General features: G+C 49.7%; 1 rRNA gene. It reads right to left on the reverse strand.

Annotated elements, in window-relative coordinates:
- Positions 1-2023: ribosomal RNA gene (locus QNI15_RS38755) — 23S ribosomal RNA — on the reverse strand; the annotation flags it as partial.

Here is a 2023-nt window from a genome sequence, read left to right on the forward strand (position 1 = left end):
GGATTAGGCGCTAAATCAAGCAAGGGTGGTATTTCAACGTTGACTCCCCGATGCCTGGCGACACCGGTTCGCAGTCTCCCACCTATCCTACACATGCTTGACCCAGCACCCACGTTAAGCTATAGTAAAGGTGCACGGGGTCTTTCCGTCCCGTTGCGGGTAAGCGGCATCTTCACCGCTACTACAATTTCACCGAGCTCACGGCCGAGACAGTGCCCAGATCGTTACACCATTCGTGCAGGTCGGAACTTACCCGACAAGGAATTTCGCTACCTTAGGACCGTTATAGTTACGGCCGCCGTTTACTGGGGCTTCGATTCAATGCGTTGCCTTGCGACTAACATCCCCTCTTAACCTTCCAGCACCGGGCAGGTGTCAGGCCTTATACGTCAACTTTCGTTTTGGCAAAGCCCTGTGTTTTTGTTAAACAGTCGCCTGGGCCATTTCTCTGCGACCACATTGCTGTGGTTCCCCTTTTCCCGAAGTTACAGGGTTAATTTGCCGAGTTCCTTAGCCGTGACTCACTCGAGCACCTGAGTATATTCTACCCGACTACCTGTGTCGGTTTACGGTACGGGTCAGTAAACAATTGCTTCCCAAGCTTTTCTTGGAAGTGGCTTCTTAGCATTATCACCGGGTCCGAAGACGTAGTGTACTATCATGAGCTTTCACTCACTTTAACGGACAATTCCGTCTGTCCGCAGCTAACGCGCCCCTCCGTCACTTGATGGCTCATTTACTAAGTACTGGAATATTAACCAGTTGTCCATCAGGGAGTCGCCTTCGCTAACCCCTTAGGCCCCGACTAACCCTGATCCGATTAACGTTGATCAGGAAACCTTAGTCTTACGGTGAGCAGGTTTCTCGCCTGCTTTATCGTTACTTATGCCTACATTTGCTTTTCTTCAAGCTCCACCATGACTTACATCACAGCTTCTGCGCCGGAAGAATGCTCCCCTACCACGTGGTCCTTCTCAGGATCACATTCATCGCTTCGGTACAAAACTTGATGCCCGTTTATTATCGATGCCCCATCCGCTCGACCAGTGAGCTGTTACGCACTCTTTAAATGAATTGCTGCTTCCAAGCAAACATCCTGGCTGTCAATGCAGATAGACTTCCTTTGTTCAACTTAGTCCTGATTTAGGGACCTTAGCGGATGATCTGGGTTCTTTCCCTCTCGGACTGGGACCTTAGCACCCCAGCCCTCACTCCCTTGTTAATTACACCGCATTCGGAGTTGGGCAGAATTTGGTAGGATGTGACTCCCCCTAGTTCTATCCGTCGCTCTACCTCGGTATAACATCACAAGAGGCTGCCCCTAAAGGCATTTCGGGGAGTACGAGCTATTTCTCAGTTTGATTGGCCTTTCACCCCTACCCACAAGTCATCCAAAAACTTTTCAACGTTTACTGGTTCGGTCCTCCACTACCTGTTACGGTACCTTCAACCTGCTCATGGGTAGATCACAAAGTTTCGCGTCTACTCCTACTGACTAAGCGCCCTGTTCAGACTCGCTTTCGCTTCGGCTGCATGTGTTAACACATTTAACCTTGCCAGTAAGAGTAACTCGTAGGCTCATTATGCAAAAGGCACGCCGTCACCCCACCAAAGGGCTCCGACCGCTTGTAAGCGCATGGTTTCAGGTTCTTTTCACTCCGTTACGCACGGTTCTTTTCACCTTTCCCTCACGGTACTGATTCACTATCGGTCTCTTGGTCGTATTTAGCCTTACCGGATGGTGCCGGCCAATTCAACCGGGGCTTCTCCAACCCCGGCTTACTCAGGATACACTCACATTAATTACCTTTGCAAGTACGGGACTATCACCCTCTCTGGTCTGATTTTCCAATCATGTTCTTCTTCCGGTAACTAACTAAAAGAATGTCCTATAACCCCGCTATTGCCGTAACAATAACGGTTTGGGCTTATCCGTGTTCGCTCGCCACTACTTACGGAATCACTGTTGTTTTCTCTTCCTCCGGGTACTTAGATGTTTCAGTTCTCCGGGTTTGCTCACCTT

The organism is Xanthocytophaga flava (genome assembly GCF_030068545.1).
Classification (GTDB): Bacteria; Bacteroidota; Bacteroidia; order Cytophagales; family 172606-1; genus Xanthocytophaga; species Xanthocytophaga flava.